At 65.1% G+C, this 26,128-nt stretch carries 29 protein-coding genes; 21 read left to right on the top strand and 8 right to left on the bottom strand.

What is annotated here, in order from left to right; translation table 11 throughout:
• Nucleotides 1–46 precede the first annotated feature (46 nt).
• From ctaD to AB7535_RS33060, 8 genes are all read left to right on the top strand, one after another.
• Complete coding sequence (gene ctaD, locus AB7535_RS33095) at nt 47–1,672, top strand: cytochrome c oxidase subunit I (RefSeq protein ID WP_085402625.1); 1,626 nt, start codon at nt 47–49, stop codon at nt 1,670–1,672.
• A gap of 61 nt (nt 1,673–1,733) precedes the next feature.
• The gene (locus tag AB7535_RS33090; RefSeq protein ID WP_354113384.1) at nt 1,734–2,678 is read left to right on the top strand and encodes a heme o synthase; all 945 of its coding nucleotides are present in this window, start codon (nt 1,734–1,736) and stop codon (nt 2,676–2,678) included.
• A complete protein-coding gene (locus AB7535_RS33085) occupies nt 2,675–2,851 on the top strand; it encodes a hypothetical protein (protein ID WP_014498510.1) in 177 nt (58 codons plus the stop codon). The genes AB7535_RS33090 and AB7535_RS33085 overlap by 4 nt, the downstream gene beginning before the upstream one ends.
• 5 nt (nt 2,852–2,856) lie before the next feature.
• Complete coding sequence (locus AB7535_RS33080; protein ID WP_354113385.1) at nt 2,857–3,507, top strand: cytochrome c oxidase assembly protein; 651 nt, start codon at nt 2,857–2,859, stop codon at nt 3,505–3,507.
• A 79-nt stretch (nt 3,508–3,586) separates the two neighbouring features.
• Nucleotides 3,587–4,483, top strand: coding sequence for a cytochrome c oxidase subunit 3 (locus AB7535_RS33075; protein WP_354113386.1), 897 nt, complete (start codon nt 3,587–3,589; stop codon nt 4,481–4,483).
• Nucleotides 4,484–4,683: 200 nt separating this feature from the next.
• Nucleotides 4,684–5,085: a DUF983 domain-containing protein gene (locus AB7535_RS33070; RefSeq protein ID WP_354113387.1), complete on the top strand. Its 402-nt coding sequence runs from the start codon at nt 4,684–4,686 to the stop codon at nt 5,083–5,085.
• The gene (locus AB7535_RS33065; RefSeq protein WP_028151623.1) at nt 5,082–5,834 is read left to right on the top strand and encodes an SURF1 family protein; all 753 of its coding nucleotides are present in this window, start codon (nt 5,082–5,084) and stop codon (nt 5,832–5,834) included. Before AB7535_RS33070 ends, AB7535_RS33065 begins: the two co-directional genes overlap by 4 nt.
• Before the next feature lie 117 nt (nt 5,835–5,951).
• A complete protein-coding gene (locus AB7535_RS33060) occupies nt 5,952–6,317 on the top strand; it encodes a nuclear transport factor 2 family protein (RefSeq protein WP_063980769.1) in 366 nt (121 codons plus the stop codon).
• On the opposite strand, the gene AB7535_RS33055 is transcribed toward AB7535_RS33060, so the two are convergent.
• The gene (locus tag AB7535_RS33055) at nt 6,314–7,645 is read right to left on the bottom strand and encodes a histidine kinase (protein ID WP_354113389.1); all 1,332 of its coding nucleotides are present in this window, start codon (nt 7,643–7,645) and stop codon (nt 6,314–6,316) included. The two genes, AB7535_RS33060 and AB7535_RS33055, sit on opposite strands and share 4 nt — an antisense overlap.
• Before the next feature lie 86 nt (nt 7,646–7,731).
• On the opposite strand from AB7535_RS33055, the gene AB7535_RS33050 reads away from it, so the two are divergent.
• The 5 genes from AB7535_RS33050 to AB7535_RS33030 all read left to right on the top strand — a co-directional run bounded on the left by AB7535_RS33050 (nt 7,732) and on the right by AB7535_RS33030 (nt 13,048).
• Nucleotides 7,732–8,376, top strand: coding sequence for a response regulator transcription factor (locus tag AB7535_RS33050; RefSeq protein ID WP_014498503.1), 645 nt, complete (start codon nt 7,732–7,734; stop codon nt 8,374–8,376).
• Nucleotides 8,377–8,937: 561 nt separating this feature from the next.
• On the top strand, nt 8,938–10,356 hold the full coding sequence (gene thrC, locus AB7535_RS33045) for a threonine synthase (protein WP_354113390.1): 1,419 nt from the start codon (nt 8,938–8,940) through the stop codon (nt 10,354–10,356).
• The gene (locus AB7535_RS33040) at nt 10,353–11,642 is read left to right on the top strand and encodes a M16 family metallopeptidase (protein WP_028148714.1); all 1,290 of its coding nucleotides are present in this window, start codon (nt 10,353–10,355) and stop codon (nt 11,640–11,642) included. The genes thrC and AB7535_RS33040 overlap by 4 nt, the downstream gene beginning before the upstream one ends.
• A 39-nt stretch (nt 11,643–11,681) precedes the next feature.
• Nucleotides 11,682–12,269: a GNAT family N-acetyltransferase gene (locus AB7535_RS33035; protein ID WP_008139934.1), complete on the top strand. Its 588-nt coding sequence runs from the start codon at nt 11,682–11,684 to the stop codon at nt 12,267–12,269.
• 119 nt (nt 12,270–12,388) lie between these two features.
• Nucleotides 12,389–13,048, top strand: coding sequence for a hypothetical protein (locus AB7535_RS33030; protein WP_354113391.1), 660 nt, complete (start codon nt 12,389–12,391; stop codon nt 13,046–13,048).
• Between the two features lie 199 nt (nt 13,049–13,247).
• Here the strand turns inward: AB7535_RS33030 and AB7535_RS33025 are convergent, their stop codons facing one another.
• The 5 genes from AB7535_RS33025 to AB7535_RS33005 form a co-directional block, all read right to left on the bottom strand.
• Nucleotides 13,248–13,733 (bottom strand): F0F1 ATP synthase subunit B family protein, encoded by a 486-nt coding sequence (locus AB7535_RS33025; protein WP_085402617.1) that lies wholly within the window; start codon nt 13,731–13,733, stop codon nt 13,248–13,250.
• Nucleotides 13,734–13,738: 5 nt separating this feature from the next.
• Complete coding sequence (locus AB7535_RS33020) at nt 13,739–14,302, bottom strand: F0F1 ATP synthase subunit B family protein (protein ID WP_354113392.1); 564 nt, start codon at nt 14,300–14,302, stop codon at nt 13,739–13,741.
• A 60-nt stretch (nt 14,303–14,362) separates the two neighbouring features.
• Nucleotides 14,363–14,593, bottom strand: a complete 231-nt coding sequence (locus tag AB7535_RS33015) for a F0F1 ATP synthase subunit C (RefSeq protein WP_007599451.1) — start codon at nt 14,591–14,593, stop codon at nt 14,363–14,365.
• Nucleotides 14,594–14,646: 53 nt separating this feature from the next.
• Nucleotides 14,647–15,396, bottom strand: coding sequence for a F0F1 ATP synthase subunit A (locus tag AB7535_RS33010; protein ID WP_071916889.1), 750 nt, complete (start codon nt 15,394–15,396; stop codon nt 14,647–14,649).
• Nucleotides 15,397–15,508: 112 nt separating this feature from the next.
• Nucleotides 15,509–15,883: an AtpZ/AtpI family protein gene (locus tag AB7535_RS33005; RefSeq protein ID WP_071916888.1), complete on the bottom strand. Its 375-nt coding sequence runs from the start codon at nt 15,881–15,883 to the stop codon at nt 15,509–15,511.
• A gap of 75 nt (nt 15,884–15,958) precedes the next feature.
• Between AB7535_RS33005 and AB7535_RS33000 the strand changes: the two genes are divergently transcribed.
• The 3 genes from AB7535_RS33000 (at nt 15,959) to AB7535_RS32990 (ending at nt 17,395) form a co-directional block, all read left to right on the top strand.
• Nucleotides 15,959–16,201, top strand: a complete 243-nt coding sequence (locus AB7535_RS33000) for a hypothetical protein (RefSeq protein WP_354113393.1) — start codon at nt 15,959–15,961, stop codon at nt 16,199–16,201.
• A 41-nt stretch (nt 16,202–16,242) separates the two neighbouring features.
• Nucleotides 16,243–16,761, top strand: coding sequence for a hypothetical protein (locus tag AB7535_RS32995; RefSeq protein WP_354113394.1), 519 nt, complete (start codon nt 16,243–16,245; stop codon nt 16,759–16,761).
• A 160-nt stretch (nt 16,762–16,921) separates the two neighbouring features.
• Nucleotides 16,922–17,395 (top strand): secondary thiamine-phosphate synthase enzyme YjbQ, encoded by a 474-nt coding sequence (locus AB7535_RS32990; RefSeq protein ID WP_354113395.1) that lies wholly within the window; start codon nt 16,922–16,924, stop codon nt 17,393–17,395.
• A 61-nt stretch (nt 17,396–17,456) separates the two neighbouring features.
• On the opposite strand, the gene AB7535_RS32985 is transcribed toward AB7535_RS32990, so the two are convergent.
• On the bottom strand, nt 17,457–19,082 hold the full coding sequence (locus AB7535_RS32985; protein ID WP_175627402.1) for an MFS transporter: 1,626 nt from the start codon (nt 19,080–19,082) through the stop codon (nt 17,457–17,459).
• 343 nt (nt 19,083–19,425) lie between these two features.
• Here AB7535_RS32985 and AB7535_RS32980 point away from each other — a divergent pair, with 343 nt between their 5' ends.
• Nucleotides 19,426–20,097: a response regulator gene (locus AB7535_RS32980; RefSeq protein ID WP_071917775.1), complete on the top strand. Its 672-nt coding sequence runs from the start codon at nt 19,426–19,428 to the stop codon at nt 20,095–20,097.
• Nucleotides 20,098–20,127: 30 nt separating this feature from the next.
• Here the strand turns inward: AB7535_RS32980 and AB7535_RS32975 are convergent, their stop codons facing one another.
• The gene (locus tag AB7535_RS32975) at nt 20,128–22,962 is read right to left on the bottom strand and encodes an ATP-binding protein (protein WP_354113396.1); all 2,835 of its coding nucleotides are present in this window, start codon (nt 22,960–22,962) and stop codon (nt 20,128–20,130) included.
• Nucleotides 22,963–23,162: 200 nt separating this feature from the next.
• On the opposite strand from AB7535_RS32975, the gene AB7535_RS32970 reads away from it, so the two are divergent.
• The 4 genes from AB7535_RS32970 to AB7535_RS32955 all read left to right on the top strand — a co-directional run bounded on the left by AB7535_RS32970 (nt 23,163) and on the right by AB7535_RS32955 (nt 26,124).
• Nucleotides 23,163–23,582: an organic hydroperoxide resistance protein gene (locus AB7535_RS32970; protein WP_354113397.1), complete on the top strand. Its 420-nt coding sequence runs from the start codon at nt 23,163–23,165 to the stop codon at nt 23,580–23,582.
• A gap of 35 nt (nt 23,583–23,617) precedes the next feature.
• Nucleotides 23,618–24,646, top strand: a complete 1,029-nt coding sequence (locus AB7535_RS32965) for an alpha/beta fold hydrolase (RefSeq protein ID WP_439037461.1) — start codon at nt 23,618–23,620, stop codon at nt 24,644–24,646.
• Nucleotides 24,647–24,718: 72 nt separating this feature from the next.
• Nucleotides 24,719–25,282: a cytochrome P460 family protein gene (locus tag AB7535_RS32960; RefSeq protein WP_354113399.1), complete on the top strand. Its 564-nt coding sequence runs from the start codon at nt 24,719–24,721 to the stop codon at nt 25,280–25,282.
• A 17-nt stretch (nt 25,283–25,299) separates the two neighbouring features.
• Nucleotides 25,300–26,124, top strand: coding sequence for an SDR family NAD(P)-dependent oxidoreductase (locus tag AB7535_RS32955; protein WP_354113400.1), 825 nt, complete (start codon nt 25,300–25,302; stop codon nt 26,122–26,124).
• The last annotated feature ends 4 nt before the right edge of the window (nt 26,125–26,128 follow it).

Raw genomic sequence — 26,128 nt, 5'->3', positions numbered from 1 at the left:
GCGGGACCGCAGAAGGTCCGAACGGGACGCAAGGCAGGATTTGAAAATGGCAACGAGCGCAGCGGCACACGGCGATCACGCGCAAGACCACGGACATGACGAGCACGCCCATCCGACCGGATGGCGGCGCTACGTCTATTCGACCAACCACAAGGACATCGGTACGATGTACCTGATCTTCGCGGTCATCGCCGGCGTCATCGGTGCCGCGATGTCGATCGCGATCCGTGCCGAGCTGATGTATCCGGGCGTGCAGATCTTCCACGAGACGCACACCTATAATGTGTTCGTGACCTCTCACGGCCTGATCATGATCTTCTTCATGGTCATGCCCGCGATGATCGGCGGCTTCGGCAACTGGTTCGTGCCGCTGATGATCGGCGCGCCCGACATGGCGTTCCCGCGCATGAACAACATCTCGTTCTGGCTGCTGCCGGCCTCCTTCGCGCTGCTGCTGATGTCGACCTTCGTCGAGGGCGAGCCGGGTGCCAACGGCGTCGGCGCCGGCTGGACCATGTATGTGCCGCTGTCGAGCTCCGGCCATCCGGGCCCGGCCGTCGACTTCGCGATCCTGTCGCTGCATCTGGCGGGCGCCTCGTCGATCCTCGGCGCCATCAACTTCATCACCACGATCTTCAACATGCGCGCGCCGGGCATGACCCTGCACAAGATGCCGCTGTTCGTGTGGTCGATCCTGGTGACGGTGTTCCTGCTGCTGTTGTCGCTGCCGGTGCTCGCCGGTGCGATCACCATGCTGCTCACCGACCGCAATTTCGGCACGACGTTCTTCGCGCCCGACGGCGGCGGCGATCCCGTGCTGTTCCAGCATCTGTTCTGGTTCTTCGGTCACCCTGAAGTGTACATCCTGATCCTGCCCGCCTTCGGCATGGTCAGCCAGATCGTCTCGACCTTCTCGCGCAAACCCGTGTTCGGCTATCTCGGCATGGCCTACGCCATGGTGGCGATCGGCGGCATCGGCTTCGTGGTGTGGGCGCACCACATGTACACGGTCGGCATGTCCTCGGCGACGCAGGCCTATTTCGTCGCCGCGACCATGGTCATCGCGGTTCCGACCGGCGTGAAGATCTTCTCGTGGATCGCCACGATGTGGGGCGGCTCGATCGAGTTCCGTGCCCCGATGATCTGGGCGGTCGGCTTCATCTTCCTGTTCACTGTCGGCGGTGTCACCGGCGTCGTGCTGGCGAATGCCGGCGTCGACCGCGTGCTCCAGGAGACCTACTACGTCGTCGCGCACTTCCACTACGTGCTGTCGCTTGGTGCGGTGTTCGGGATCTTTGCCGGCTGGTACTACTGGTTCCCGAAGATGTCGGGCTACATGTACAACGAGGGGCTGGCCAAGGCGCATTTCTGGGTCACCTTCATCGGCGTGAACCTTGTGTTCTTCCCGCAGCACTTCCTCGGCCTGTCGGGCATGCCGCGCCGCTACGTCGACTATCCCGACGCGTTCGCCGGCTGGAACCTGGTCTCCTCGGTCGGCTCCTACATCTCCGGCTTCGGCGTGCTGATCTTCCTCTACTGCGTGTTCGACGCCTTCGCGAAGAAGGTGCCGGCTGGCGACAATCCGTGGGGTGCGGGCGCGACCACGCTGGAATGGACGCTGCCTTCGCCGCCGCCCTTCCATCAGTTCGAAGTGCTGCCCCGCGTGCAGTAGGCCAACGCTCGCGGCGCCCGTGACGGGCGCCGCGGCTCTTTAGCGAAGCGAGTCAAAACTAGTGTCCGTCCTCGACCACAACGCCATCGACATCGATCCCCGCATCTCCGAAGCGGAGGTGGGCGACTACATTGCGCTGCTCAAGCCGCGGGTGATGTCGCTGGTGATCTTCACCGCACTGGTCGGACTGGCGATGGCGCCCGGGCATTTCCACCCGGTGCTGGCCATCACCTCGCTGCTCTGCATCGCGGTCGGTGCCGGCGCTTCCGGGGCGCTCAACATGGCGCTCGAAGGCGATATCGACGCCAAGATGTCGCGCACGGCAAACCGGCCGATTCCGCGCGGCCGCATCACCCGTCCCGAGGCGATGGCGTTCGGCATGACGCTCGCCTTCTTCTCGGTGATGACGCTCGGCATCCTCGTCAACTGGATCGCGGGCGCGCTGCTCGCCTTCACCATCTTCTTCTACGTCGTGATCTACACGATGATCCTGAAGCGCCGGACCGCACAGAACATCGTGATCGGCGGCGCCGCCGGTGCGCTGCCGCCGGTGGTGGCGTGGGCCGCGGTCACGGGCACGGTCGACGTCGAGCCGCTGCTGCTGTTCGCCATCATCTTCTTCTGGACCCCGCCGCACTTCTGGGCGCTGGCGCTGTTCCGCTCCGACGACTACGCCCGTGCCGGCATTCCGATGCTGCCCAACGTCGCCGGTCCCGACGCGACGCGGCTTCAGATCCTGCTCTACACCATCGTGCTGATCGCGGTGGCCGCCGCCCCGTGGGCGCTCGGCTATTTCGACGCCATCTACGGCATCGTCTCGCTGATCCTCGGCGCCGGCATGCTTGTGCTCGCGATCAACGTCTATATCCGCCGCGAGCGCAGCCAATCGCTGCGCGCGACCCGCAAGCTGTTCGCCTTCTCCATCCTCTATCTGTTCGCGCTGTTTGCGACCCTGCTGGCCGAAGTCGTGTTCCGGGCACTTGCTCCGATGGTAGGGGGCGCATGATCGCTGGAATGGCCGACAAACCTGAGATGAATGGAATCGTCCTCACGGAGGCGCAGAAGAAGAGCCGCCGCCAGCGCTCGATCGCGATTGCGCTCGCGCTCGGCGTGCTCGTGGTGCTGTTCTTCGCCGTCACCATCGTCAAGGGACCGGCCGTGCTCGTCCGGCCGATGTAGGAAGCATGGATCGAGAGCCCACCATATCGCGGGATCAGAGCCGGACAGCCACCAAGGGGCGGGGGCCTTCCAAGGGTCTTGGCCGCGACGTGCTGGTCGCCTCGATCTGCGGCGGCGTGGTGGCGCTGATGGTCGGTGCCTCCTACGCGGCGGTGCCGTTCTACAACTGGTTCTGCCGCGCCACCGGCTTCAACGGCACGACGCAGGTTGCGACCTCGGCACCGGCCACGGGGCCGATCGCGCGCAAGATCGCGGTGCGCTTCGATTCCAACGTCGCGCCCGGCCTGCCCTGGAAGTTCGAGCCGGAGCAGAGCGAGATCGAGGTCAATATCGGCCAGGTCGTGACGGTCTTTTACACCGTGACCAACCAGGCCGCGCGGACCACCGCGGGCCAGGCGGCCTACAACGTCGCCCCGCTGACGGTCGGCTCCTACTTCCAGAAGATCAACTGCTTCTGCTTCACCGAACAGACCATGGCGCCCGGCGAGAAGCGCGAGATGCCGGTCGTGTTCTACGTCGATCCGTCGATCGCCGACGATCACGAGAACGACGGGCTGAACACGATCACGTTGTCCTACACGTTCTATCCGGTGCGCGATCCCGTGGTGAAGCCGCTGGCGTCGGGCGAAGACGACAAACGCAAGGGAAATCTCTGACCGCCGGGCTCATGTCGCGGGGGTCGGACACAAGGGGATAAGTGCCGGACAGGCACGGGATTGAGGAGAGAGACCGCAAATGGCAACGGCGCACACCAAGCATCACGACTACCACCTGGTGGATCCCTCCCCGTGGCCCGTCGTCGGCTCCATCTCGGCCTTCATCATGGCGGTCGGTGCGATCACCTGGATGCACCACATGTTCTCGGCCGCGCCGATCATCTTCGGTGCCGGCACCATCGGCGTGATCTACACTATGGCGAGCTGGTGGGGCGATGTGATCAGGGAAGCCCAGTACAAGGGCGATCACACCCGCGTCGTGCAGCTGCATCACCGCTACGGCATGATCCTGTTCATCGCCTCCGAGGTGATGTTCTTCGTCGCCTGGTTCTGGGCCTATTTCAACGCGGCGCTGTTCCCGGCCGACGCCGTCCACGCCACGCGCGACGCCGTGTTCGGCTGCGGTCTCGGCACCGCGGCCGGCGCCTGCGCCGTCCCCGGCACCTGGCCGCCGCATGGCATCGAGACCTTCGATCCCTGGCATCTGCCGCTCCTGAACACGCTGATACTGCTCACCTCCGGCACCACGGTGACCTGGGCGCACCACGCGCTGCTGGAAGGCGACCGCAGGGGTCTGAAGTACGGCCTGATCCTCACCGTCGTGCTCGGCGCGCTCTTCACCTGCGTGCAGGCCTATGAGTACAGCCACGCGGCGTTCTCGTTCGGCGGCAACGTCTATGGCGCGACCTTCTTCATGGCGACCGGCTTCCACGGTTTCCACGTGCTGGTCGGCACCATCTTCCTGCTGGTCTGCCTGTTCCGCGCCTATGCCGGCCACTTCACGCCGACACAGCACCTCGGCTTCGAGTTCGCCGCCTGGTACTGGCACTTCGTCGACGTGGTCTGGCTGTTCCTGTTCCTCTGCATCTATGTGTGGGGACACGGCGCCGAGACCATGGCCCACGGCGCGCACTGAGCCGCGTTGGACCGATCAGAAAGGGCGGCCGCAGGGCCGCCCTTTCGCTTTTGGGCCGACGCAAGCTTCGGCGGAAACTGTGATCGAGCGTTTTCGAGCGAAGTGGATACCGGTTCGCGTGAAGAAAACGCGTCAAAACAAGAATCTAGAGCTTCGGTTCTGATTCAATCAGAACCGACAATGCTCTAGAGTCCGTCATCATGAACGATACCGCCGGCCCATCCGAGCCCGAGACGACCGTCCTGCAAAGCGCGCTGCGCGGCCTTGCCTGCAAATGCCCGCGCTGCGGCCAGGGCAAGCTCTATGCGGGTTTCCTGACGCTCGCGCCCAGCTGCGACCGCTGCGGCCTCGACTATGCCTTCATCGACACCGGCGACGGTCCTGCGATCTTCATCATCATGCTGGCCGGCGGGATCGTCGTTGCGTGCGCGCTGATCGTCGAGGTCAAATACCAGCCGCCGTACTGGCTGCATGCCGCGCTGTGGCTGCCGCTGATCCTCGCGACCACGCTCCTGCCGCTGCGCGCGATGAAGTCGCTGCTGATCGCGCTGCAATTCCACCACAAGGCGGCGCCGGGCCGGCTGGTCGACCGCGCGAAATGAACGAGACCGCGCGCAAGCCCCGCGTGGCCGGCTTCGCGCTGTTCACGCTTTTCCTGGCCGCCGTCTTGGTCGCGCTCGGCGTCTGGCAATTGCAGCGCCGCGTCGCGAAACATCAGTTGATCGCCGCATTGACCGAGCGTCTCGCGGCGGCACCTGTTGCGTTGCCGCCGCCGTCGCAATGGAGCACGCTGACGCCGGAGCGGGACGAATTCCGTCGGGTCACATTTACGGCGACCTACGAGTCCCGTCTGGATGCGATGGTCTACAGTTCCGGCTCCGCCATCCGCTCCGACATTTCCGGCCCCGGCACCTGGGCTTTCCTTCCCGCACGGCTGCCTGGCGGCGATATGGTCGCGGTCAACGCGGGCTTCGTGCCGAACACCCAACAGGACCGCGCCCTGCAGGATCGGGCGGTCGCGCGACTCATTACCAACAAGCCGGCGATGTTGACCGGCTACGTCCGTTTCCCCGAAACAGCCAGCGTGCTGATGCCTGACGCTGAGCGTGACAAACGGCTGTGGTTCACCCGCGATCATCTCGCCATGTCCCGGGCGCTCGGCTGGGGCACGGTCGCGCCGTTCTACATCGACCTGGAGCGGCCGGTGCCGGAGAACGGCATTCCGCGTCCCGGCCCGCTCGACGTGCATCTGAAGGACGATCATCTGCAATACGCCATCACCTGGTTCGCGCTCGCCGGCGCGGTGCTGATCGCATTCGGGGTCTGGGCGAGGGGACGGCGTCCAGCCTGAAAATTTCCGTAGGTTCCCGGAGGAACCCGGTATCGCCCGGGGTTTATTATTCAGGACATATTCACGAGGGTGGTCCTAAGCCGCACGCAAATTTTTCGCGGCAGACAGGATTTTGGTGTGAGCGATTTCGACCAGATGGGAATCGTCGTCGACTGGGTGGACGCCTGCCGGAAGGGCGACCTCGCGACGCTCCTCGATCTCTATGCGGACGACGCCCGGGTCGAATGCATGTGCAACGGCAAGCGACATTATCGCGGGCGGCGCGAGCTCGAAACCTATTGGGGACCGCGGCTCAGCACCTTCTCGTCGGCAGGCTTCGGTCTTGAGGAGATCAATCCAGTGCCGCATGGCATCGATCTCGAATATTCCGTCGCGGGCTCGCTGCGTATCCACGCCTCGTTTCGCTTCAGTCCCGAAGGCAAGATCTACAGCACCCTGTGCGAGCCGGCGCGGCAGTCCCCGCATGCCGATGGTGTGTGCTAGCCGGCCGCCGGCGCGTCTCGCGCCGTCTCGACCGGCAGGCGACAGCGCACATAGGTTCGCTCGTCGGCGCGCAGCAGTGACAGCGATCCGCTGAGCGCGCGCACGCGCTCGTGCATGCCCGTCAGGCCGCGGCCGAAGACGTTGTCGGCGGGGAAGCCGCCGCCGTCGTCGGAGATCTCAATCGTGAGCACCTCGCCGGCCATGGTCGCCAGCACATGGGCATTGTTCGCCCCGGCGTGGCGCAGCACGTTGGTCAGCGCCTCCTGGATCAGGCGATAGACGGTCTGGGCCAGCGGTCGGTCGATCTCGTTCAGACCAGGATCGATCGTGGCCGTCAGGCTGATATGCGGCGCCTGTCTGCGAAAGTTCTGGAGCAGCGTCTGCACGCTGGTCTCGAGCCCCAATTCCTCGATGTAGAGCGGCCGCAGCCGGTCGAGGATGCGTCGGTTGGTCTGCTGGAGCGCCTCGACCGATCGCATCACCTCCTGCGCCGGGTTGCCGAGATTTCCCGAGGTCTCGCTCAGCGCGATCGTGCTGGCGCGGATGCCGAACAATAGTGGTCCGAGCTCGTCGTGCAGCTCGCGCGCGAGATCGCGCCGCTCGTCGTCCTGGAGCGACACCAGGCGGTGCAACAGGTCGCGATTATCCTGACTCAATTGCGCGAGCGTCATCGCCAGCGCATTGGCTTCCTCGCAGCTCTGCCGGATCTCCTGCGGTCCTGCGACCGGGATAGGCGTTGCATAATCGCCGCGCCGGATTCGTGTGAGGCCTGCGCCGAGATCTTGCAGGGGACGCAGCACCGATCCCGCAAAGAGATAGGCAATGGTCCCGGTCAGCATCATCAGCACGGCGATGAGGCTCGTCAGCGCCAGGAAGCCGATCCATTTCTCGAACAGATCGGCTGACAGGTCCGGCATGAACACGATGTCGCCGACACGCCTGCCGTCGATGATGACGGGAGATGCGACGTCCATCTCCGGGATGGCGATCAGGTCCACGAACCAATGCGGCACACCATGCAGATCACGCAGGCTGTCCTTTGGAGAGGGGGCGGGACCTGCTTCCACTGAACGGAATTGAATATCCGAGGAGTTGTCCAAAGAATGGACAAATGCATCGAGTATCTTCCGCGGGTCGTCCGAGGCCCTCAGGGTGTTGTTGAGCGCCTCAGCGATCGTCCGGGTCGAGCGTCGGCCCGGCTCATTCTCGTCGGCAAGCTGCCCCGTCGCGAAGCTCTGGAGCAGCACGCCGCCCATGACCAGCGCGGCAAGGAAGCTCAAGCCGAGCGGAAGAAACAATTGTGTTCTGAATGAGAGCCGCTGCCACATTAGGTCAATTCTAACGCGCATTGGCGGGATTTGCTCTTTCCATTTGTTCCCGTCGGTCTATGAGTCGAAAAACAAGAGAGCGCGCGATGCAAGATACCGCCAAACCGGCGACCCGAGTTCTGATCGTCGACGACCATCCCGTGGTGCTGTCAGGATGCCGCACCCTTTTCGCGTCCGACCACTCGATCCGTATCGACGAGGCGACCGACGCCAAATCCGGGCATCGCGCCTATATCAGCAAGCGGCCCGACGTCACTGTCATCGACATCAGCCTGCCCGACGTCTCCGGCTTCGAGCTGATGCGGCGGATCCGCAAGGACGACCCTGATGCCAAGATCATCATGTTCAGCATGAACGACGATCCGGCCTTCGTGGTACGGGCGGTCGAGCTTGGCGCGCAGGGGTATGTCTCCAAGGGCGACGATCCCCGGATTCTGCTCAAGGCGGTGCGCAAGGTGGTCGCCGGCGACAATTTCATCTCGCCGCAGCTCGCGGAGGCGGTCACGTTCTCCGGTGCGGCGATCAAGGCCAATCCGGCCTCGCAGATGACGCCGCGGGAGCTCGAGATTCTCCGCCTGCTCGGCCGTGGCGACAAGATCGTCGAGGTCGCCGAGGCGCTCGGCATCTCCTACAAGACGGTCGCCAACACCACGTCCCTGCTCAAGCAGAAGCTCGGCGCCAAGAACCATTCCGACCTGATCAGGATCGCGGTGGAAATCGGGATGAGCTGATGCGCGGGGCACTGGCGGCCCGGCACCGAACCGGCTGCTCCAGGATGCAGCCGGTCCGGCCGGGCGGATCGGGTCTCGACGCTTAGCCGGGCAATGCATGGACAGCGCCGACACCATCCGCCGACACAATGGGCCGGCGTGCTATTCGTTCCTGAATCACCCGAAATTTCGGGAAAAAGCAGCAATGGTACGCGAGCGCTCGCAGGGATGCCTTTGCGAAACGCGAACCGCGCCGGGAAAAATAGGAACATTTTCTTGCCCCCGCCGTTTTGGCTCTTGACGATTTCGTGACGGGCGCCGAGAACTTGGCCGACAGTTTTGGCGGGCCGGCAACCCGCACGAGGCAAACCGGTCTGCACATATCAACGACAGACCTTCCAAGAGAGGGGCTGCGGCATCGCCGCAGCCCTTTTTCGTTGAGCGGGGCACAGGCGGGAAGCGGTTTCCCGATGCCGCAAAACACTTTATGGTGGCCCGACGCCTCTGGCCGTTAACAAGTAGTTTCATGAAATCAAAGGCTTATGGATCTGGCTCAAGGCCGGCCGGCCTTTGGAGGGCAGTTTGACTCGCTATATCTCGACCCGGGGCGAGGCCCCAGAACTCGGCTTCTGCGACGTGATGCTGACTGGGCTTGCCCGTGACGGCGGCCTGTATGTGCCGGTGACCTGGCCGCAGCTCTCGACCGAGGCCATCGCTGGCTTCTTCGGCCGCCCCTATTGGGAGGTCGCAGTCGACGTGATCCGTCCGTTCGCCGGCGGCGAGATTTCGGATGCCGAACTCGGCCGCATGGCGAACGAGGCCTATGCCACCTTCCGCCATCCGGCGGTGGTGCCGCTGCGCCAGATGACGCCGCATCAATTCGTGCTGGAGCTGTTCCACGGTCCGACGCTCGCCTTCAAGGACGTGGCGATGCAGCTGATCTCGCGGCTGATGGACCACGTGCTCGCCAAGCGCGGCCAGCGCACCACCATCGTGGTCGCGACCTCCGGCGACACCGGTGGCGCCGCGGTCGACGCGTTCGCGGGCCTGGAGAATGTCGATCTCATCGTGCTGTTCCCGCACGGGCGCATCTCCGAAGTGCAGCAGCGGATGATGACGACCACGGGCGCGGCCAACGTCCATGCACTCGCCATCGAGGGCAATTTCGACGACTGCCAGGCGCTCGTGAAGGGGATGTTCAACAACCATCGCTTCCGCGATGCGACCTCGCTCTCCGGCGTCAACTCCATCAACTGGGCGCGTATCGTCGCGCAGGTGGTCTACTACTTCACCTCCGCCGTCGCCGCCGGCGCGCCGGCGCGCACGGTGGATTTCGTCGTGCCGACCGGAAATTTCGGCGACATCTTTGCCGGTTATGTCGCCAAGCGCATGGGGCTGCCGGTGCGCACGCTGCGCATCGCCGCCAACGTCAACGACATCTTGGCTCGCACGCTCAAGACCGGGATCTACGAGGTGCGCGAGGTGCACGCCACCGCGTCGCCATCGATGGACATCCAGATCTCCTCGAATTTCGAGCGGCTGCTGTTCGAGGCCGGCCGGCGCGATGCGGCCGGCGTGCGCCGTCTGATGGACTCGCTCAAGCAGTCGGGGCGCTTCGTGTTGCCTGACGCGACGCTGGCCGCGATCCGTGAAGAATTCGACGCCGGCCGGGCCGACGAGACCGAAACCGCGGCCGCGATCCGCGCCGCCTGGCGCGAGGCGGGCGAGCTGGTCGATCCCCATACCGCGGTCGCGCTCGCGGTCGCCGACCGCGACACCACCGATACGACGGTGCCGAGCATCGTGCTCTCCACCGCCCATCCGGCCAAATTCCCCGATGCGGTCGAGGCAGCCTGCGGCCAGCGGCCGCAATTGCCCGCCTGGCTCGACGGTCTCATGACCAAATCCGAACACATGAAGGTGATGAAGAACGATCAGGCTGAGGTCGAGCGGTTCGTGCTGTCGGTCAGCCGGGCCGCAAAACAGGGAGTTGCCGGATGAGTGTCGAGATGTCCAAGCTTGCCTCCGGCCTGACCGTCGTCACCGACGAGATGCCCCATCTCGAGACCGCGGCGCTCGGCGTCTGGGCCGGCGTTGGCGGGCGCGACGAGAAGCCGAACGAGCACGGCATCTCGCATCTGCTCGAGCACATGGCGTTCAAGGGCACGACCAAGCGCTCCTCGCGCGAGATCGTCGAGGAGATCGAGGCGGTCGGCGGCGACCTCAATGCCGGCACCTCGACCGAGACCACGTCCTATTATGCGCGGGTGCTGAAGGCCGACGTGCCGCTCGCGCTCGACGTGCTCGCCGACATCCTCGCCAATCCTGCTTTCGAGCCGGACGAGCTCGAGCGCGAGAAGAACGTCATCGTGCAGGAGATCGGTGCCGCGCAGGACACGCCCGACGACGTCGTGTTCGAGCATCTCAACGAGCTCTGCTATCCCGACCAGCCGATGGGCCGCTCGCTTCTCGGCACCGCCAAGACCCTGCGCGCCTTCAACCGCGACATGCTGCGCGGCTATCTGTCGACGCATTATCGCGGCCCCGACATGGTGGTGGCGGCAGCAGGCGCGGTCAATCACAAGCAGGTCGTCGCCGAGGTCGAGAAGCGCTTTGCGAGTTTCGAGGGAACGCCGGGTCCGAAGCCGCAAGCCGCCCAGTTCGGCAAGGGCGGCGCCAAGGTGGTGCATCGCGAGCTCGAGCAGGCGCATCTGACGCTGGCGCTGGAAGGCGTGCCGCAGAGCGATCTGTCGTTATTCTCGCTCCAGGTCTTCACCAACATCCTCGGCGGCGGGATGTCGTCGCGGCTGTTCCAGGAGGTGCGCGAGAAGCGCGGCCTCTGCTACTCCATCTACTCGTTCCACGCGCCCTACACCGACACGGGCTTCTTCGGCCTCTACACCGGCACCGATCCGGCCGACGCGCCGGAGATGATGGAGGTCGTGGTCGACATCATGAATGATTCGGTGGAGACGCTGACCGAGGCCGAGATCGCGCGGGCCAAGGCGCAGATGAAGGCGGGCCTCCTGATGGCGCTGGAGAGCTGCTCGTCCCGCGCCGAGCAGCTGGCCCGCCATGTGCTGGCCTATGGCCGGCCGCAGACGGTCGAGGAACTGGTGGCCCGGATCGACGCCGTCAGCGTCGAATCGACCCGGGATGCCGCGCGTGCGCTGCTTTCGCGGAGCCGCCCTGCAGTTGTCGCATTAGGCAGTGGCAGGGGTCTGGACACGGCGGTATCTTTTGCGGAAGGATTGACCCGGGCACGTGCCAAGGCGCGGCTGCATTAGGAGCCGCGCACGGGCTGATCTGCCCCGGGAAGCATCACCATGGCCCTGTTTCGCCTGCCATCCAGTGGACCCGCCGCCCTCGCGCCGCGCGGCAACGGCCTGTTGCTGCGCGCGCCGCAGATGTCGGACTTCCTGCAGTGGGCGCATTTGCGCGAGTCCAGCCGCGACTATCTCACGCCCTGGGAGCCGATCTGGCCGTCGGATGACCTGACCCGGTCCGGCTTCCGCCGCCGCCTGCGGCGCTATTCCGAGGACATCGCCGCGGACCGCTCCTATCCCTTCCTGATCTTCCGTGAGCTCGATGGCGCCATGGTTGGCGGCATCACGCTCGCCAATGTCCGCCGCGGCATCGTCCAGGCCGGCACCATCGGCTATTGGGTCGGCAAGCCTCATGCCCATCGCGGCTACATGACGGCGGCGCTGCGGGTGTTGCTGCCGACGCTGTTCGGCGAGCTCAATCTGCATCGGGTCGAGGCCGCCTGCATCCCGACCAATGCGCCGTCGATCCGGGTGCTGGAGAAGTGCGGCTTCTCCCGCGAGGGCCTGGCGCGCCGCTATCTCTGCATCAACGGGGTCTGGCAGGACCACCTGCTATTCGGCCTGCTGCACGAGGATTTCCGCGGCTGAACTGCCGCTCGTGCTGCCAAAGTCTCCTTGTTTGCTGCCTTGGGTTCGCCGATTTTGGCGATATAAACCGCTGGCCGGCCGGCGATCGGCTGGAGGATGGTCATGGAGTATGGGCGTTGATGGTGAAGAAGCTTCGGTCATCGCGGAATGCGTTGCGGCGGGGTACGGGGATCGCGCTGGCGTTGTCGGTTGCGCTCGCCGCCGTCTCGCCGGTGGCGGCCCAGTCGCTCACCGACCGCTTCAAGAGCCTGTTCGGCGGCAAGTCCGACGAGCCGGCCCAGCCCGCGCCGGCGCCGGCGCCGGCACCCGGCCAGCCGGCGGCCGACGACGTCGATTGTCCGCAGGTCACGGTGCGCGCCGGGGCCTCGACCTACGCGGTCGGCGCCGCCGGCAAGCCGGCCGTCGGCAATGAGATCCGCTTCCAGGCCACGATCACCAAGATGGCGCGTGAATGTACCCGGAATGGCGGCGATATCACGGCCCGGATCGGCATCCAGGGCCGTGTCATCGCCGGTCCCGCCGGTGCGCCTGCGACCGTCGAGGTGCCCTTGCGCATTGCCGTGGTGCAGGGCGGCGTCGGCGAGAAGGTGATCGCCTCGAAGGCGTACCGGACCACGGTCGAGATGTCGGAGGGCGGCAGCGTGCCCTTCACCTTCATCGCCGAGGATCTGGCCTATCCGGTGCCCTCGGCCAAGATCGCCGATTCCTACATCTTCTATGTCGGCTTCGACCCGCAGGCGCTCTCGCCCGAGCCGAAGGCAAGGCCGAAGAAGAAATAGGTAACCACAAGCTTCGCTGTCGCGCCCCGCGAAGGCGGGGCATCCAGTACGCCGCGGCTTCTCCGTATCCCATTGCTGTCTCTGGAATACTGGATCACCCGCCTTCGCGGGTGATGACACCTGATTTGCGGCTACAGGCCTGCCCAACAAAAAAGCCGGCGCTCGCGCGCCGGCTTTTTGATTGGTGAGGCGAAACCCCTCAGTTCAGCTTCTGCCGAACCTCGTTGATGCCCTTGGCGAGCAGGTCGTCGGCGACCTGGCCCTTGACGGACTGCGACAGGATCGTGGAGGCGGCCTGGACGGCGGCTTCCGCGGCTGCGGCGCGGACATCGGCCACCGCTTGGGCCTCGGCGAGCGCGATCTTGCTCTCCGCGGTCTTGGTGCGGCGGGCGACGAAGTCTTCCATCTTCGCCTTGGCCTCGGTCGCGATGCGCTCGGCTTCGGACTTGGCGTTGGCGATGATGTCGGCAGCCTCGCGCTCGGCCGTGGCACTGCGCGCCTTGTAGTCGGCGAGCACCTTGGCCGCTTCCTGCTTGAGGCGCGTCGCATCGTCGAGCTCGGCCTTGATGCGGTCGGCGCGGTGGTCGAGCGCAGTCGTCACCTTCTTGAAGACCCCGAGATAGCCGAACAGGACCATCAGGATCACGAAGGCGATGGCGACCCAGGTTTCAGGATCGAAGAACATATCGACTAACCCTTCAAGGACGCGTCAACGGCAGTGCCGACCGAGGCTGCGTCCGGAACGATACCGGTGAGCTGCTGCACGATCTGGCCTGCCGCATCGGCCGCGATGCCGCGGACGTTGCTCATGGCCGTCGTGCGGGTCGAGGCGATGGTCTTTTCCGCCTCGGCGAGCTTGACCGCCAGTTGCTCTTCAAGCGCCTTGCGCTCGGCTTCCGCCTGCGCATTCGCCTTGTCGCGGGATTCGTTGCCGATCGCCTGCGCGCGCGAACGTGCCGAAGCAAGCTCACCCTCATAGGCCTTCAGCGCCGCGTCGGACTGGTCCTTCAGCTTCTGCGCTTCGGCGAGGTCACCCTCGATCTTGTTTTGACGTGCCTCGATCGCACCGCCGACGCGCGGCAGAGCGAGCTTGGACACGATCACGTAAAGCGCGACGAAGAAGATCGCGAGTGACACCAGCTGTGAAGCATAGGTGCCGCTCTCGAAAGGCGGAAAACCGCCACCGTGACCGCCTTCGGACTCGGTGTGGGCGCCCGCCGCCGGACTTTTCGCCCCGCCATGACTCTCAGCCATGGATTACTCCTGTTGCCGTCATGCGCGCCGCTTCGGTCGAAGCGGCGCGAAACATCGTCCTCAGAGCGGAACGAACAGCAGCAGCAGCGCGATCAGCAGCGAGAAAATGCCAAGCGCTTCGGTCACGGCGAAGCCGAAGATCAGGTTGCCGAACTGGCCCTGAGCGGCCGACGGATTGCGAACGGCTGCGGCAAGGTAGTTGCCGAAGATCACGCCCACGCCGACGCCCGCGCCGCCCATGCCGATGCATGCGATGCCCGCGCCGATAAGTTTTGCTGCTGCCGGATCCATTTTAGACTCCTTGGAAGAAAGATTGGGTTGTGGGTGGAAATTCCCCGGACCGCTCAGTGTCCCGGATGAATGGCGTCGTTCAGGTAGATGCAGGTCAGGATCGCAAACACATAGGCCTGCAGGAACGCGACCAGAATCTCGAGAGCGTACAGCGCGACCGTGAGCGCCAGCGGCAGCACGCCGCCGACCCAGCCGAGCGCGCCGAGCGAGAAGCCGAGCATGGCGACGAAGCCCGCGAAAACCTTGAGCGCGATGTGGCCGGCCAGCATGTTGGCGAACAGACGGACGCTGTGGGAGACCGGCCGCAGGAAGAACGACAGGATCTCGATGAACATCACCAGCGGCAGGATGTAGCCGGGGACGCCGTGAGGTACGAAGATCGAGAAGAATTTCAGGCCGTTCTTGGCAACGCCGTAGATCAGCACGGTGAAGAAGACCAAAAGCGCGAGCGCGGCCGTCACGATCAGATGGCTCGAGATCGTGAAGGTATAGGGGATGATGCCGACCAGGTTCGAGACGCAGATGAACATGAACAGCGAGAAGATCAGCGGGAAGAACTTCATGCCTTCCGCGCCGGCCGTCGAACGGATGGTCGAGGCGACGAATTCGTAGGAGATCTCGGCGACCGACTGGAGGCGCCCGGGAACCAGCTGCGTGCCACTGGCAAGCATCAGGAACGAGATGATCGCCACCGCCACCAGCATGTAGAGCGACGAATTGGTGAAGGCGATCGTGTGATTGCCGATATGGCCCAGGGTGAAGAGAGGCTCGATGTTGAACTGGTGGATCGGGTCGATTTTCATCAGCGCGGCATCTCTTGGTCTGCCGGACAATGCCGGCGGGTCTCGGTCTGCCGGCCGGGCCGGCCCGTACCGGCATTGCCGGCACGATCATTCCTCTGTTGGTGCGGATCGCTTAAGAACCACCGCGCCTGTTTTGACCCGCGCCTGCCGTTCTCACCACATTCACCACGCCGGCCACGAAGCCCAGCAGCAGGAACACGATAAATCCGAAAGGCGACGTCGACAGCAAGCGGTCGAAACCCCAGCCAATCCCCGCTCCGACAACGACCCCGGCGACCAACTCGGAGGATAACCGGAAACCAAGCGCCATCGCCGAAGCTCTGGCCGCTCTGTCTTCACCGTCACCTGCGGGTTGCTCGGTCTTGATTCGTCGGTCCCGGAATTCGGACAACCGCTGATCAAGATTTCCGAGCCGTTCGGAAAGCGCAGCTTCCTCGGACGATTTATCGCGATCCCCATTCTCGCCGTGTCCCGTGCCCTGTGTCATGCAACGAAGACCCGAAACGCCACGGCTGAATGGAAATTACGCCCGCCACCCTCAAAAGCCGCGCGGACCATACTGATGGCCCATAATCAAGTCAAGCCAAGTCACGATTGCGTCGCGTTCTATTATCTATCTGATTTACTTGATGATATTGGCACGCGCGGCAACGCTGCACACAGCGTGACGCCGCACCGCAGCAGCTCTCGTCATGATCGGCGAATGCGACCACCATTTCGTCCTGCTGGCGGGATCAAAGGGATTGCCGCGATCGTTGATATCGGTGGCGCGTTTTGGGCGGCAGATCGCCTCGCCGGGGTGTAGAATTGAAGAGAAGCCACAGAAGCGCCATGGCGGAGAGCGCGATGAGACCAGCAAATTCATCCACAGCATCATGGCTTGCAGCGGCGGTATTCGCCGCGATGATGACCATCGGCGGCGGCCTCGTTGCCGCACAGTCCGCGCCCGACAGCGAAAACGGCCGCTACAGCATGACGCCCATCCCCGAGGGCGTGCTGCGGCTCGACACCCGCACCGGCACGGTATCGACCTGCACCAAGAACGGCGCGGGCTGGGCCTGCTACGCGGTGCCCGACGAACGCACCGCGCTCGACGCCGAGATCGGCCGGCTCCAGGCCGAAGTCGAGAAGCTGAAGGGGCAGATCGCGGCGGGGCCGACCGTGTCCGGCAAGATCGACGAGGCGCTGCCGAAATCCGATCCGCTCAAGAAGGACCCGAAGGTCGCCGAGGGGGACCGCAAGATCGAGATTCCGCTGCCCAGCGACCAGGATGTCGATCGGGTGATGTCGTTCCTGGAAAAGGCCTGGCGCCGGCTGATCGACATGGCCAACCGCGTGCAGAAGGACGTCTCGGGGAAGATTTGAGGACCCCTTCGCGTTATCCATGCGTTGAGCTGCCGTAGGGTGGGCAAAGGCGTTCTTGCGCCGTCCCCACCACGTTTCCACCGTGACGTAAGAAGACGTGGGCACGTCGCTACGCGCCTTTGCCCACCCTACGGCAGTGTTCGATCAATCGAGACATATCATGACATCAGGCAAATCCGTCACGCGCTCGGCGCCATCGTCGGTGCAAGCCACCACCGTCGCATCGTCACTGCTGACCGTGCAGACGCCCGGCCGCGGCTTCACGGATCTCACCAGCGAAGCCGCGAAGTTCATCAATGAGGTTCAGGCGCGCGATGGCGCGCTGACGCTGTTCATCCGGCACACCTCGGCTTCGCTGACGATCCAGGAGAACGCCGATCCGTCCGTGCTCGTCGATCTCACCACGGCACTGTCGCGGCTCGCGCCCGAGAACGCCGGCTGGACCCACGACACCGAGGGACCGGACGACATGCCGGCGCACGTCAAGACCATGCTGACGCAGACTTCGCTTCAGGTCCCGGTCCTGAACGGCAAGCTCGCGCTCGGCACCTGGCAGGCGATCTACCTGATCGAGCACCGCAAGCGCCCGCACCGGCGCGAGGTGGTGCTGCAATTCATCGGCAGCAATCACTGATCCCAAAACAAAACCGGCCGCGGAGACCGCGGCCGGTTCGTGTGTCGATCGGTGCTGTCGATCAGGTCGCCTTGATGTCGACGTCCTTGGTCTCGGGCAGGAAGAAGAAGCCGATCACGACGGTAATCGATGCGAAGATGACCGGATACCAGAGACCCGCATAGATATCGCCTGTGGAAGCCACGATGGCGAAGGCGGTCGCGGGCAGCAGGCCGCCGAACCAGCCGTTACCAATGTGGTAGGGCAGCGACATCGAGGTGTAGCGGATGCGGGTCGGGAACAGTTCAACCAGCATCGCGGCGATCGGGCCGTACACCATGGTGACGAAGATCACCAGGATGAACAGCAGCCCGACGGTCGCGGCCACCTGCGGACGGAAGATGTCGAACGGATGCGACATCTTCACGATGCCCGCATCGCCCGGCTTCGGATAGCCGGCTGCCTGCACTGCGGCGAGCAGCGCGGGATTGCCGTCCTTGGCGTTGGCGTAGGCGATGTCCTTGCCGTTGACCACCACCTTCACGCCGGAGCCGGCCGGGCCGGAAGAGGTCGAGTACTTGACCGACGCGCCCGACAGGTAGGCGCGTGCGGTGTCGCAGGGCGCGCTGAAGACGCGGGTGCCGACCGGGTTGAACAGGTCGCCGCAACCCGCGGGATCCGCCACCACGTCGACCTTGACCGACTCGATCGCCTTTTCCAGCGCCGGGTTGGCGTTGGTGGTGATCATCTTGAAGATCGGGAAGAAGGTCAGCGCCGCGATCAGACAGCCGCCGAGGATAATCGGCTTGCGGCCGATCTTGTCGGAGAGCACGCCGAACACGATGAAGAAGCCGGTGCCGAGCAGCAGCGACCAGGCGATCAGGAGGTTGGCGGTATAGCCGTCGACCTTCAGGATCGATTGCAGGAAGAACAGCGCGTAGAACTGGCCGGTGTACCAGACCACGCCCTGGCCCATCACGCCGCCGAGTAGCGCGAGCAGAACGAGCTTGCCGTTCTGCCAGTTGCCGAAGGCTTCCGTCAGCGGCGCCTTCGAGCTCTTCCCCTCGTCCTTCATCTTCTGGAAGATCGGGGATTCGCTGAGGCGGAGCCGGATCCAGACCGAGATGCCGAGCAGCAGCACCGAGACCAGGAACGGGATGCGCCAGCCCCAGGCCGCGAAATCGGCCTCGCCGATCGCGCTGCGGGTGAACAGGATCACCAGCAGCGACAGGAACAGGCCGAGCGTGGCCGTCGTCTGAATGAACGAGGTGTAGTAGCCGCGCTTGCCGTTCGGCGCGTGCTCCGCGACATAGGTCGCCGCACCGCCATATTCACCGCCGAGCGCCAGGCCCTGGGCGAGGCGCAGCGCGATCAGGATGATCGGGGCCGCGATGCCGATGGTCGCCGCATTGGGCAGCAGGCCGACGATGAAGGTCGACAGACCCATGATCAGGATGGTGACGAGGAAGGTGTATTTGCGGCCGACGATGTCGCCGACGCGCCCGAACACGATGGCGCCGAACGGACGGACGAGGAAGCCCGCGGCGAAGGCCAGCAGCGCGAAGATGTCGCGGGTTGCCGGCGGATAGGCCGAGAAGAACTGCGCGCCGATGATGCCGGCCAGCGAACCGTAGAGGTAGAAGTCGTACCACTCGAAGACGGTACCGAGCGAGGAGGCGAGAATGACGAACCGTTCGTCCTTCGTCATTCCTCCCGCGCCCGCTTGAGACACAGCCATTGTCGACATGTTGAGTCGCTCCCCGAAATGCGTTTCCTCGCGCCCCGGATATCCGGTCATGCCGGATCAACCCAGGTCTTGGCTCCAAGGTAACATCGGCGTGAAACCCGCCCCAATACGACTTTCGGCCTTGCGCACTGACGCGCACCTGACGCCGCGGACCTTTCAATCCGGCACGATCGCGCTCGACCATGGGTTAACCCCGTTCCCGCAAAGGGATAATGCCCACTTGCATGCCACGGCCGGTCGGGAAAGAATTGACCAAGGCCCCGGGCCGGCCTACTGGCCCGGTGTGAATGCCAGCAAGAGAACGATGAGCGCTCCTTCGACCCATCTCGTCATTGCCGATGACCATCCCCTGTTCCGCGACGCGTTGCGGCAAGCGGTGGCGGGCGTCCTGACCTCGGCCAGGATCGACGAGGCCGGATCGTTCGAGGATCTCACCAAGCTGCTGGAACAGACATCCGACGTCGATCTGGTCCTGCTCGACCTTTCGATGCCCGGGATCTCCGGCTTTTCCGGGCTGATCTATCTGCGCGCGCAGTACCCGGCCATCCCGGTGGTGATCGTCTCGGCCTCCGACGACAGCGCCACGATTCGCCGCTCGCTCGATTTCGGCGCCTCCGGCTTCATCCCGAAGCGATTCGGCGTCGAGACCTTGCGCGACGCGATCCTCAAGGTGATGGAGGGGGACGTCTGGGTTCCCACGGACACCGATCTATCGGCCGCCGCCGATCCCGACATGACGCGCCTGCGCGACCGCCTGGTGACGCTGACGCCGCAACAGGTCCGGGTCTTGATGATGTTGTCGGAAGGGCTCCTCAACAAGCAGATCGCCTACGAGCTCGGCGTCTCCGAAGCCACCATCAAGGCGCATGTCTCGGCGATCCTGCAAAAGCTCGGCGTCGAGAGCCGCACGCAGGCGGTGATTGCCGCGGCGAAGATCGCCGGCGGCCAGTGGAAGCAGGGCACCCCGACGGGGTGAGCCGTCGTCGGTGCGCACTGCCGACCTGGGTCACCCCAGGAGCCTTTTGGCGGCCTTGATATCCGCAGTCTCGGAGCCCTCGGCAAAGCCCTCGAGCGCCGACTGCAGCAACCGCTTCGCTTCCTCACGCCGGCCACGTTCAGCAAGGAACTCGGCGAGATCGATCGCAGCCCGCAGCTCCCAGGCTTTTGCGCCGTTGCGACGGCCCAGCTCCAACGACTGCATCAGGTGGTTTTCGGCATCTCCACGGTTCGGCTGCGGCAGTGACAGCAACACCTTGCCCTTCATGCGCAGCAGCTCGGGCATGTAGAGATGATCGCCGCCTTGCTCGACGAGGCCGATCGCGTCGTCGATCAAGCGCGCGCTCCGCTCGATCTGCCCGAGCGCCAGCAAGCCATGCACGAGTGCGATGTTGAAGGTCGTGGTGAGCAGCTCGTAGCCGGCGTCGTGGAGCTCGCGCAGACAGGCCCGTATCGTCTCGACGCCGCCAGCGGCGTCGCCGCGCCGGATCGCCAGCTCGCCTTTGACGCCGCGGCCGACCGCGAGATAAGGGCCCATCGAGCGCGTTTCGGCATGTGCGATGAAGCGGTCGATGTTCTCTTCCGCGCCGTCGAGATCCCCGCTCCAGAGATCGATCGAGACCGCCCAGATCAGCGCGATGCAGAGCGTGATCGGATGATCCATCTGCGCGGCCTCGGTGACCGTCTGCCGCGCCAGTTGCCGCGCATCCGCCGGCCGGCCCTGCAACCAAAGCTCGCGCGCGAGCGAGATGCCGGCCCGGTTGCGGTGATCGAAGCCGTTGACCGTGCTGATCCGCTCCGTGCCCGGCCCGTGCCAGGCGGCCTCCAGCATGCCCAGGGCGTCGCGATGCTCGCCGGCCAGATGCAAGGAGACACCCAGCAACGAATGGGCGAGGGCGATGGCGGCGGCATCGCCGAGCGTCTCGGCGACCGTGAGGCTCTGCTGCGCATAACCGAGCGCGGCGTCGAACTGCCCCATCCGCTCGTGGAAGATATGCATGCGGCCGAGCAGCTGGAGCTGGTTCGCCGCGTCGCCGCGCGCCTCGGCGATCGCCAGGCTCCTGCTCAGGGCGCCACGCGCAGCTTCGCTGCCGCCGCGCGTGAACATCAAGGTCAATCCGAGGGCGGCCTGGATGTGCATCTCCTCGGCGCTGCCGCGCGAGGGCGGATCGATCGCGAGCAGCGCCCGTTCCGACCAGCGCCGGCATTCGATCAGCAGCGACATCGCGAGAAAGATCGGAGCTGCCGCGGCGGCGAGCGCAATGCCGATGCCGACATCGACGCCCGTGCCGAAGCACCAGTCCAGTGCGGCGCGCACGTTGTGAAGCGCGGAGAAATGGATCGCGCGTTCGTCGGCGCTCGGCACCGTCGCCCATGTCGTGCCGGCCTGCTCCAGCCATCGCCGGTAGTAGGTTGCATGGCGGGCGGCGAGCGCGGTCTCGTTCGGCTCGATCTCGAGCAGATAGGCGCGCGTCGCGTCGAGCAGACGGTAGCGCATCATGGCGCCGATCGGTCGCGGCGCGACCATCGACTTGGCGACAAGGCTGTCGATGGCATCGAACAGGCGCGAGCGGTCGACGCGCTTGTCCGGCACGATTTCGAGCGCGGCGTCGATGGTGAAGTGACCGGCGAAGACGGCAAGCCGGCGCAGCACGAGGCGCTCAGTGTCGGACAGGAGCCCGTAGCTCCAGTCCAGCGTCGCTTGCAACGTCTTCTGCCGCGGCGGCGCGGTGCGCTGGCCCTGCCAGAGCAGATTGAGGCGTTCGTCGAGCAGTGCGGCCGTCTGCTCCAGGCCGTAGGCTTCGACCCGGCCGGCGGCGAGCTCGATCGCCAGCGCCATGCCGTCGAGCTTGCGGCAGATCCCCGCGACGATCGCGGCATTGGCATCGTCGAGCGCGATCTGCGCGCCGCCGGCCATGGCACGTTCGAGGAAGAGCTGAAGCGCGGGATAGGTCTGTGCGGCAGCCGCGGTCAGCCCGGGATTGTCAGGGGGAACGGCGAGCGGGGCCAACCGGTAGACTTGCTCGCCCTCGACGCGCAGGGCTTCGCGGCTCGTGGCGAGGATATGGACATGAGGTGCGGCGTGAAAGATTTCGGCTGCCAGCGGCGCCGCGGCGGCGATGACATGCTCGCAATTGTCCAGGATCAGCAGCATCCGCTTGTCGCCGAGATGCGCGAGCAGTGCTGGCAGGGGATCGTCGGTCTGCGCCGGCAAGCCCAGCATCAGCAGGATCGAGGTGATCACGAGATCGGGATCGCTGAGCGCGGCAAGATCGACGAAATGCGCGGCGTCGGAGAAAGTCTCGAGCAGGTCGTGGGCGATCGCCACCGCAACGGCGGTCTTGCCGACGCCGCCCGGGCCGACGATCGTGACGAAGCGCGAGCCGATGAGCTTGTCGGAGACGGCGCCGACCGCATCGTCGCGCCCGACCATCCGTTGCAGCCGGTTCGGCAGCTTGACGGGCGGTAGTTCCGTTCGCTGCGCGGGGCGTCGCTCGGCCGCGATTTCCGCCTTGGAGATCGGCGCCACGAAGCAATAGCCGCGGCCGGAGAGCGTGGTGATGTAGCGGGCGCCGTCCTTGCCGTCGCCGAGCGCCTTGCGCAGGGCTGCGACGTGAAAGCGCAGATTGGCTTCTTCGACGGTCAGCCCGGGCCACACCAGCGCCATCAGGTCCCACTTGCCGACGACCTCGTTTGGCCGCGACATCAGCGCGATCAGCGTGTCGAAGGCCTTCGCGCCGAGCGGCAGCGCGACGCCGTCGCGCATCACGAGCCTTTCGTGCGATGTCACGGTGAATGGTCCGAACGATAGGGTTCCCGTTGCGGTGCCGGCCGGCTCGGTCATGGCGAAATCTTGGTCCTTTCAAACCGACCGGATAGCCAGATGATCGCAATCCGGCAAGGCCGCACCTGCATCGGCATCAGACCGCTGATGCAGGCCTCGTGGCGGGACTGCGCGCCGGGGCCTCACAACTTCTCACAAGTCCAAACGGGTGTCCTGCCGCCGCCGCTGCTAGTCAAATGCGCGACGGCAAGGAGACCTTCATGACGCAAGCGGCAAAACTGCTTTACACGGGCAAGACCCACACCAGCGGTGGACGACAGGACGGCATATCGCGCAGCTCCGACGGCCGCCTCGACGTCAAATTGTCGCCACCGGGCGGCGCGGGCATCGGCACCAATCCCGAGCAATTGTTCGCGGCCGGCTGGTCGGCCTGCTTCGAAGGCGCCATGGAGATGGCCGCGCGCAAGCGGAAAATCGTGCTTCCGAGAAACAGCGCGATCGATGCGGAAATCGACCTTCTTCTCGATGAGGGCACTTACGCCCTCAGCGCACGCCTCAACGTCAGCCTGCCGGGTCTCGATCGCGAGATCGCGCGCGGCATCGTCGAAGAGGCGCACCAGACCTGCCCCTATTCCAAGGCCGTCCGCGGCAATATCGACGTCACGGTCGCGCTGATCTGACGGACATCACCAACCATCAACAAGGTAGCACCACCATGAAACAGATCATCGACCAGCACCGCCGCAAATTCTTCGGCGTCGCCGCGGGAACCGTCGCCGTCGGTCTCGGCGTGATCGACCTCGCCCGTGCCGAAACGGACGCGCCGAAGTCGTCCGCATCGAATGCGTCGTTCGGTCCGATCAAGCAGATCGACGCCGGCGTCCTCAATGTCGGCTATGCGGAGGCAGGTCCCTCGAACGGTCCCGTGGCGATCCTGCTGCACGGCTGGCCTTACGACATTCACGCCTTCGTCGATGTCGCGCCGATCCTGGCGAAGGCCGGCTATCGCGTGATCATCCCCTATCTGCGCGGCTATGGCACCACGCACTTCCTCTCCAGCGAGACGCCGCGCAACGGCGAGCCCGCCGCCATGGCCGTCGACGTCATCGCGCTGATGGACAAGCTCGACATCAAGAAGGCTGTCATCGCCGGCTTCGACTGGGGGGCGCGCACCGCCGATATCATCGCTGCGTTGTGGCCGGATCGCTGCCGTGCGCTAGTGTCGGTCAGCGGCTATCTGATCTCCAGCCAGGCCGCAGGCAACGCGCCGCTGCCGCCATCGGCCGAGCTGCAATGGTGGTACCAGTTCTATTTCGCGACCGAGCGCGGCCGCGCCGGATACGAGAAGTACACGCATGATTTCGCCAAGCTGATCTGGAAGCTGGCCTCGCCGCAATGGAAGTTCGACGACGCGACCTTTAACCGGAGTGCGGCCGCGCTGGACAACAAGGATCATGTCGCGATCACGATCCACAATTACCGCTGGCGGCTCGGGCTCGCCCAGGGCGAAGCCAAATACGAGGAGCTCGAAAAGAAGCTCGCAGCGGCTCCGGTGATCGGCGTCCCGACGATCACGATGGAGGGCGACGCCAACGGTGCGCCGCATCCCGACCCCAGCGCCTATGCCAAGAGGTTCTCAGGCCGGTACGACTTCCGCCTGATCACCGGCGGCGTCGGCCACAATCTGCCGCAGGAAGCGCCGCAAGCCTTCGCCAAGGCCGTCATCGACGCCGACGGCGCCTGAGCGTTCATTCGATGCCTCGGTCCAGCGCGGCTGGACCGAGGCTATGCCGCGCTCCCAGCATGAAGGAACGTCATGACGTCCATCGAACCCGAAAAGAAAAAGCGCTCATATGCGACGGCTCTCACGCTTGCCGCGCTCCTTCTCGTCGTTCTCCTGACTTGCGTGCCCTACCTGGTCTCGATCGCTCTCGCCGAGGGGCCGGCACAAGGCAATACGGCAGACGCCTCGCCGATCTTCGGCGTCACGATTCCTGCGGGTTACAAGCAGTGGGAGCTGATCGCGCCCGCCGAAGAGGCGGCACCGCTCGATGAGCTTCGCGCCGTTGTCGGCAACCAGACCGCGATCGATGCTTATCAGGCCGGAAAACTTCCGTTCCCCGATGGCACCATTCTGGTCAAGCGCGCCTGGAAACGGAAACAGTCGCCGGAATTCGCATCCGCGACGATCCCCGGCGCGGCCACCACGGTGCAGGTGATGGTCAAGGATTCCAGGAAATATGCGTCCACCGGCGGCTGGGGGTTCGGCCGCTTCATCAATGGCAAGCCGGTCGACGAGGCCCAGCACCGCACCTGCTTCACCTGCCACGACGCCCGCGCCAAGAGCCACGACTACGTCTTCACCCGGCTTGCGCCTTGAGCGGTCAGGAGCCCACCGTGTCAAAGATCTGGTTCATCAGCGGCAGCTCGCGCGGGCTCGGACGCGCCATCACGGAAGCCGCGCTTGCGGCGGGCGACCGGGTGGTTGCCACTGCCAGGAATCTCGGTCCGCTCGAACCGCTGCGGGAACGCTTCGGTGAAAGACTGCGGCTCGCAACGCTCGACGTGACCGACGAGGCGGCCGCGCAAGCGGCCATCGGCCTCGCCGGGGAGGCGTTCGGCGGCGTCGATGTGGTCGTGAACAATGCCGGCTATGGCGATCTCGGATCGGTCGAGGACACGAGCCTGGCCTCGTTCCGTCAGCAGATCGAGGTCAATCTGCTCGGCACCATCATCGTCACCAAGGCGGCGATCCCCGTGCTGCGTCGGCAGCACCGCGGGCATATCGTGCAGTTCTCGTCCGTCGGCGGACGGATCGGAGCTCCCGCACGCGCGGCCTATTCTGCCGCGAAATGGGGTATCGAGGGCTTTTCGGAATCGCTGGCGCGCGAGATGGCGTTGATCGGCGTGCACGTGACGATCGTCGAGCCCGGCGGCTTCCGCACGGGTTTTGCGCAGTCAGCGCATGCGACCGGCGAAGGGCGGGCGGAGTACGATGCCGTCGTTGGAGCGGCGGTCAGGATGCAGCGCGATTACGATGGCCGCCAGCCAGGCGACCCGGCGAAGGCCGCCGCCGTCGTGCTAGAGCTCGTCGAGATGGACAGCCCGCCGCTGCGGATCGCGCTCGGCAGCGACGCCGTGAGCGCCATCGCGGCGACGGACCGGCAACGCCTCGACGAGCTGGAGAAGTGGCGCGCGCTCAGCGTCTCGACCGACTACTGACGGC

The organism is Bradyrhizobium sp. 956_D2_N1_4, from assembly GCF_052076025.1.
Classification (GTDB): domain Bacteria; phylum Pseudomonadota; class Alphaproteobacteria; order Rhizobiales; family Xanthobacteraceae; genus Bradyrhizobium; species Bradyrhizobium barranii.
Note: the sequence above shows the minus strand (reverse complement) of the source record. Positions and strands in the feature narration are given on the sequence as shown.